The following is a 6,351-nucleotide window of genomic DNA, read 5'->3' as shown; positions in this document are numbered from 1 at the left end:
CGTGCCGCCCCAGGGCAGCGCCAGCGCGCCGGCGGCCAGTTCGCCGGCCGCCGGGTGATAGCGCGACGAGGGCAGCAGCGGCGCGGCCCCCACTTCGCCCGGCCCCACCAGTTGCTCGACCTCGAACACGCGGATGTGCGCGCCGCCCGCCTCGACGTAGGCGACGACGGTATTGCTGGTGCCGAGGTCGATCCCGACGACGTATCGCGTCATCAGGCGTTCGCGCCGCCGCGCACGTCGAACTCCACCTTCCAGCGTTCGCCGCTGCCGCGCGGCACGGCTTCGAGTTCGAGCGTGCCGGCCTCGGTCACGCGCGCATGCAGCTTCACGGCCACGATCTCGCCGGGCGTGCGGCCGTCGGCCGGCAGCGTGGCCTGGATCGCCTCGAGCTCCTGCAGTTCGTCGGCCGACCAGTAATCGAGCATCGTGCCGACCTGATCCTGACGCCGCACCGACGAGCCGAAGAAGCGGAAGTGCACCGGCTCGCCCACCACCAGGCCGAATTCCTGTTCGGGCAGCGCGGCGTCCGAGCCCTCTTCCATGCCGAACGGCGCGACGCACAGCGCCGAGATGGGCGGCTCCATGCCGGGGATCGCCGGCATCGCCGATTCGATCGCCACGTAATAGGCGCGCGCCGTGCCGCCGCGAATCCGCACGCCGCGGCCGCGCTTGACGTAGCCGTAATAGGCCGCGCCGCGCGCCACCGCGAGATCGAGATCCGCGCCGCCGAGCAGGCGGGCCGGGGCCGCGCCTTCGGCCGCGAGCCAGCCGTTCAGGATCGACAGGATCCGCTCGGTCAGCAGGTCGGACTTGAACACGCCGCCGTTGAACAGCACGGCGGTGGGATGCAGGAAGCCGGCGGCCGGGTTGGCCGCGAACGGCTGGCCTTCGAGTTCGGCCAGCGCGCCGACCTGCTTGCCGAGGAACGCGGCCAGATGGCGCGTGATGCCGGCGTCCTGCGCGTAGGGCAGGCCCAGTTGCGTCAGGCCGGCGCGCGTGCGCACCACCGGGCGGGCGGCGGAATCCACCTGCGGGAAGAAGCCTTCGAGCAGGATCTGCGTGAGTTCGGCGCGCGTCAGCTCGGTGCGGATCGAGCCGCCGATCAGCTTCGAGCCGCGGCTCGGCACCACCAGCGGCACCGTCTCGACGCTGCGGTCGGTCAGCAGCGTTTCCTTGGCGCCGCGGCATGCGTAGGTCAGCGCGCGCAGTTGCCACGGATCGGCCTGCGTGCCCTGCGCGGCGAGCTTGCGCGCGACCACGTGCGCGAGCGCCAGATCCATGTTGTCGCCGCCGAGCAGGATGTGCTCGCCCACCGCCACGCGGTGCAGTTCGAGATTGCCTTCGCGCTCGACCACCGCGATCAGCGAGAGATCGGTGGTGCCGCCGCCCACGTCCACCACGAGGATGATGTCGCCGACCTTGACGTCCTTGCGCCAGCCGCCGCCGCTCTTCTGGATCCAGCTGTAGAGCGCGGCCTGCGGCTCTTCCAGCAGCGTCATGCGGCTGTAGCCGGCGGCCTGCGCGGCCTCGGCCGTCAGTTCGCGCGCGGCCGGATCGAACGAGGCGGGGATCGTCACCGTCACGTCCTGCTCGGCGAACGGCGCGTCGGGGTGCGCGTGGTTCCAGGCTTCGCGCAGGTGGGTCAAGTAGCGCACCGACGCTTCCAGCGGCGAGACGCGCTCCACTTCGGGCGGCGCGTCGTTCGGCAGGATCGCGGCGCGGCGATCCACGCCGGGGTGGCAGAGCCAGCTCTTGGCGCTCGACACGAGCCGGATCGGCGTGCCCGCGCCGCGGCTGCGGGCCATTTCGCCGACCGCGTAATCGCGCGTGGCCGTCCACGGCAGCGTCAGGTCGCCCGCGGCCAGTTCGCCCGGATGCGGCAGGTACAGGAACGAGGGCAGCAGCGCCGGCGTGTCGACCGCGCCGGGCGAGCTCAGCTGGGCGACCGGCAGCACCTGCTGCGCGGCGGCGTCGCCGTCGCTGGCGGCCAGATCGACGTAGGACAGCGCGCAGTGGGTGGTGCCGAGATCGATGCCGATCGAGTAACGCGGATCGCTCACAGCTCCACCTCCGCCGGCGCGATCACCGTCACGTCGTGCGATTCGACCAGCTTCGGCAGCTTGACGGCCTCGGCGCGCCAGCCGCGATGGCTCAGCGTGCCCGTGAACGGCGCGGCGCCGACCACGTTGCCGGTCACGCGGTTCGCGGTGGCGTCGAAGCCGGCCGCGAGCGTCACGCGCGCGCCTTCGGCTTCGCTGCGCACCGGGCGGATCGTGAAGTGCTCGCGCAGCGTCGCGCGGCAGCCTTCGTGCACGAGGCGCGCGGCCGCACCGATCTCGGCGTCCGCGTAGGCGGCGATGTCTTCCTCGACGAAATCGACGAGGCGCGCGTTCTTCTGCAGCAGGCCGAGCAGTTGCAGCGCGGCGTCGGGGCTGGCGGCCTGGATCACGGGCGCGGGCGGTTGCGGCGCGGGGGCCGGAGCCGGCTTGGCCGCGACGGGTTCGGGCGCTTTTTGCGCGACGGGCGCGGCTGCGGGCGCGACGCCGTTGCGCAGGTCGCGCACCTCGGCGGCGAGCTTGCCGTTGCCGAGGATGGCGAAGAACGATCCGATGGCCACCGACAGGCGGCCAGCGAAGGACAGATTCGATTCAGGCATGTCATGCAACTCCGGTGGGCAGGCGGGCGGCGCGCGCGTGGGGCGCGCCGGCCCAGGCTGCCGGCAGGGACGGGACGAGACCGGTGCAGTCTCGAAAAACCCGTATTTTGCCTTGTTGTGGTCTGGCCCCGCTCAAAAGTCGCCTGGGAGATGGCGGGGAAGGGGCGGCGGGCGGGGGCGGAATCGTTGCGGTCGTTGCAGCGGGGCGGGCCGGTGGCGGGAGAGTGCGGCGCGTTGGCGGTGAGTGTCCCGGTGGCGGCCGTCGCATGAGGCGCGCCTGTGGCGCAGCGGCGTTCGGGGCGAGATGTCGTGCGGCGCAGGGCGGTAGCGGTTCGGCGATGGCGACGGTGGAGGGCGGAGGCCACGCGTGCCGCTAGGCCAGCGCTCCCCGCGCCCGGCTCGCCGCCGCTACCGGCACAATGGTGGCCCGCCCGCTTGCCGGGAATCTCAGGAGAACGCCGGATGAAACTCGCTCTGATCGGCGCATCGGGCCTGCTGGGCCGCGCCGTGGCCGCCGCGCTCGCGCCGCGCCGCGAATGGCGGCTCGTCGCCACCGTCCGCGATCCGGGCAGCGCCACCGCGCAAGCCGCCGCGCGCCTGGCCGGGCTGGCCCCCGAGGCGCTCGCGCCGCTCGACGTGCTCGACCCGCGCGCGCTCGACCGCTTCTTCGCCGCGCAGCGGCCCGACGCAGTGATCGTCTGCGCGGCCGAGCGGCGGCCCGACGTGTGCGAGCGCCAGCCCGAGGCGGCGCGCGCCATCAACGTGACGGCCCCGGCCGACATCGCCGCGCGCGCCGAGGCCGGCAGCGCATGGACGCTCGCGATGTCCACCGATTACGTGTTCGACGGCCGCGCCGCGCCATACCGAGAAACCGACGCGCCCGCGCCGCTCAACGCCTACGGCCGCAGCAAGGCCGACGGCGAGACGGCGCTGCTGGCCGCCTCGCCGCGCGCCTGCGTGCTGCGTCTGCCGCTGCTGTTCGGCCCGGCGCTGAGCTGGGCCGATTCGGCCGTGACGAGCCTGGTGCCGGCGATCGTCGCGTCGTCGCGGCCGGGCGCCGCGCCGGTCGACATGGACGCCTGGGCGATCCGCTATCCCACCGCCACGCCCGACGTCGCGTTCGCGATCGCGCAACTGGCCGAGCGCCACGCGGCCGGGCAGACGGTGACGGGGCTGTGCCAGTGGTCCGGCGACGAGCCGATGACCAAGCACGAGATCGCCGTGCGCATCGCCGCCGCGCTCGGCATCGCGCCGCGCCTGACGGCCGTGACCGAGCCGCGCGATGCGACGCCGCGCCCGTACGATTGCCATCTCGACGCGTCGCGGCTGGCGGCGCTCGGCATCGGTCGGCGCACGCCGTTCGACACGGCGATCCGGGCGGTGCTGGCGGCGGGGGAAGCGCTCTGACGCCGAGTGTTGCCCCCGGCCGCAACGCCTCCGCGCCCTGGCCCCGAAACGCGCGGCTTTCGGTTTGAAATCCTTCAGGAGTTCGGACGATTTTCCGCCGCGCGTCAGCCTTCGCAAGCGGGAATCGGCCGAGGTACAATCCGCGAGCCTTTTCCCTCGGCTCGCCCGCAGCCGGATTCCGTCCGGTGCGCCAGCCGGCAACCTCGCTTTCAGTTAGCCATCATGTCAACAGCAGATGTCGAGAGTCTGCCCAATCTGCTGCCTGGCATGTTGCCGCGGCTCTGGGCCTTCTCGCTGCGCCTGTGCGGCAACCAGCACGACGCGGAGGATGTGCTCCAGCGTGCCTGCGTGCGCGGCCTCGAACGCGCTCACCAACTGCAGCCCGGCACCGCGCCGCTGAGCTGGATGTTCTCGATCGTTCACTCCACCTGGATCAACGAGCTGCGCGCGCGCAACGTGCGCAGCCGCTCCAGCATGGAATGGGACGACAATTTCCTCGAAACGGTCGCCGATCCCGACGCGCGCAATCCCGAAGATCTGCTTCTGAGCGGCGAAGTCATCGCCGCCGTGGAGCGCCTGCCGGAAGCGCAGCGGATCGTGATGCTGCTGGTGGCCGTCGAGGGCCTCAGCTATGCGGAGGCTGCCGATGTGCTCGAGGTGCCGATCGGCACCGTCATGAGCCGGCTGTCGCGCGCGCGGCAGACCATCGGCGCCCAGTTCGGACCGCGCGACGACGCGGCCGCTTCTCCCCCAAAACGAGCCGCGCGATGAAGACCGACGACGCCAGCCTGCTGGCTTATGTTGACGGCGAACTGTCGCCGCAAGACACCGCGCAGATCGAACAGGCGATCGGCGCATCCGAGGAACTGTCGGCGCGCGTGGCCTTGCTGCGCGCGTCGCAACTGCCGTACGGCGAGGCGTTCGGGCAGCAGTCGCTGCCGCCCGTGCCCGAATCGCTGACGCGCAACGTGGAAGCGATGATCCGCCGGCATCGCGAGGCGGAGGCCGCTGCATCGGCTGCCGCCGCACCGGCCGGCACTGAGGAACCCGAAGCATCGCTCGGGCCGAACGTGCACCGCCTGCGCCCGCGCGCGCCGAAGCCGGCCGCGTTCACGTGGCCGAAGCTGGCCGTCGCGTTCGTGGCGGGCGCGTTCTGCTGCGGGCTGGCGCTGCAGTTCCTGCCGACGCTGCGCGAGAGCGCGGGGCTTGCCACGGTGGCGAGCCAGGGCGGCATGGCGCCCTGGATTCGCGCCGCGGCCGGCTATCAGCAGCTTTACGTGCGCGACACGATCGCGTCGCTGCAACCCGACGCGGCCGCGACGGCCGCCACGGTGGCCGACATTCAGAGCGCCGATCATCTGCCGGTGCGGATTCCCGATCTGAGCAGCGAGGGCCTGACCTTCAAGCGCGTGCAGCGGCTGCGCTTCCACGACAAGCCGCTCGTGCAGATCGTCTATCTGCCGAAGCAGGGCAAGCCGGTGGCGTTGTGCGTGCTGCGCGTCGCGAAGGGCGATGCGGCGCCGTCGAGCCAGCAGGTGGACGGCATGTCGGTGGTGGCGTGGCGACGCGGCGAGCTGGGTTATGCGCTGATCGCCGCGCCCGGCGACGTCGATCTCGAAGGGCTCGGCAAGCAGCTCTACGACGGCCCGGCGCCGGCCACGATCGGCTCGGCCGAGGTGGCCGCGCCTGCTCCGCGTGCCTGATCGCACGCCCGGGGCGCCAAGCGTCGATAGGCGGGAACTATGCGTATCATAGCGATCTGCTAACGACGAGCCGCGGCCAGGCCGCTTGCCACACCATTTGCGCCAGATGAAACCCGACGACAGCACATTGATCGCGTATGCCGACGGCGAGCTGAGCCCAGCCGCCGCGGCGTCGGTCGAGCAGGCGCTGGCCGAATCGTCGGCGCTCCGCGACGAGGTGGCGCGGCTGCGCGCCTCGCGCCTGCCGTATCGGCAGGCGTTCGCGGCGCAATCGCTGCCGCCGCTGCCCGATGCGCTGCGTCTGCGGATCGAGGCGATGGCGAGCGCGGCGCAGGCGGTTCAGCCGCAGCCGGCGCGGCAAGACGCGCGGCCCGCATCGGATCGGCCGACACGCCAGGAACGGGCGCCGGAAGCCGGGCCTGCAGCGCTGTCCGATTCGGCGTCCGGCCCGGCATCCGATGCGTCGCCCGATTCGCTGCCCGATTCGCTGCCCGATTCGCTGCCCGATGCGTCGTTGCCCGGCGTGGTGCTGCCGTTCGCGAAACGCCGCGCGGCGCGGCCGGCCGTGTGGCTCGCGGCGGCGTA

6 protein-coding genes and 1 pseudogene are annotated in these 6,351 nt (G+C 72.5%); 4 read left to right on the top strand and 3 right to left on the bottom strand.

What is annotated here, in order from left to right; translation table 11 throughout:
* The 3 genes from G3N92_RS29245 to G3N92_RS29235 form a co-directional block, all read right to left on the bottom strand.
* Nucleotides 1-213 (bottom strand): hypothetical protein (locus G3N92_RS29245; RefSeq protein WP_206131057.1); only part of this gene is annotated, 213 nt, incomplete at its 3' end.
* Nucleotides 213-2,060 carry an Hsp70 family protein gene (locus G3N92_RS29240; protein ID WP_206131056.1) on the bottom strand — a complete coding sequence of 616 codons (1,848 nt, stop codon included), beginning with the start codon at nt 2,058-2,060 and terminating at the stop codon, nt 213-215. The genes G3N92_RS29240 and G3N92_RS29245, both read right to left, overlap by 1 nt.
* Complete coding sequence (locus G3N92_RS29235; protein ID WP_206131055.1) at nt 2,057-2,656, bottom strand: DUF2760 domain-containing protein; 600 nt, start codon at nt 2,654-2,656, stop codon at nt 2,057-2,059. Before G3N92_RS29235 ends, G3N92_RS29240 begins: the two co-directional genes overlap by 4 nt.
* 462 nt (nt 2,657-3,118) lie before the next feature.
* Here G3N92_RS29235 and G3N92_RS29230 point away from each other — a divergent pair, with 462 nt between their 5' ends.
* The 4 genes and pseudogenes from G3N92_RS29230 to G3N92_RS35160 all read left to right on the top strand — a co-directional run.
* Complete coding sequence (locus G3N92_RS29230) at nt 3,119-4,063, top strand: SDR family oxidoreductase (protein ID WP_206131054.1); 945 nt, start codon at nt 3,119-3,121, stop codon at nt 4,061-4,063.
* Between the two features lie 222 nt (nt 4,064-4,285).
* Nucleotides 4,286-4,834 carry an RNA polymerase sigma factor gene (locus tag G3N92_RS29225; RefSeq protein WP_206131053.1) on the top strand — a complete coding sequence of 183 codons (549 nt, stop codon included), beginning with the start codon at nt 4,286-4,288 and terminating at the stop codon, nt 4,832-4,834.
* Nucleotides 4,831-5,766 carry an anti-sigma factor gene (locus tag G3N92_RS29220; protein WP_206131052.1) on the top strand — a complete coding sequence of 312 codons (936 nt, stop codon included), beginning with the start codon at nt 4,831-4,833 and terminating at the stop codon, nt 5,764-5,766. Before G3N92_RS29225 ends, G3N92_RS29220 begins: the two co-directional genes overlap by 4 nt.
* A gap of 106 nt (nt 5,767-5,872) precedes the next feature.
* A pseudogene (locus G3N92_RS35160) lies at nt 5,873-6,351 on the top strand (hypothetical protein); the annotation flags it as partial.

The organism is Burkholderia sp. Ac-20379 (genome assembly GCF_017104645.1).
Taxonomy (GTDB): domain Bacteria; phylum Pseudomonadota; class Gammaproteobacteria; order Burkholderiales; family Burkholderiaceae; genus Burkholderia.
This window is presented reverse-complemented; position numbering and strand designations above follow the sequence as displayed.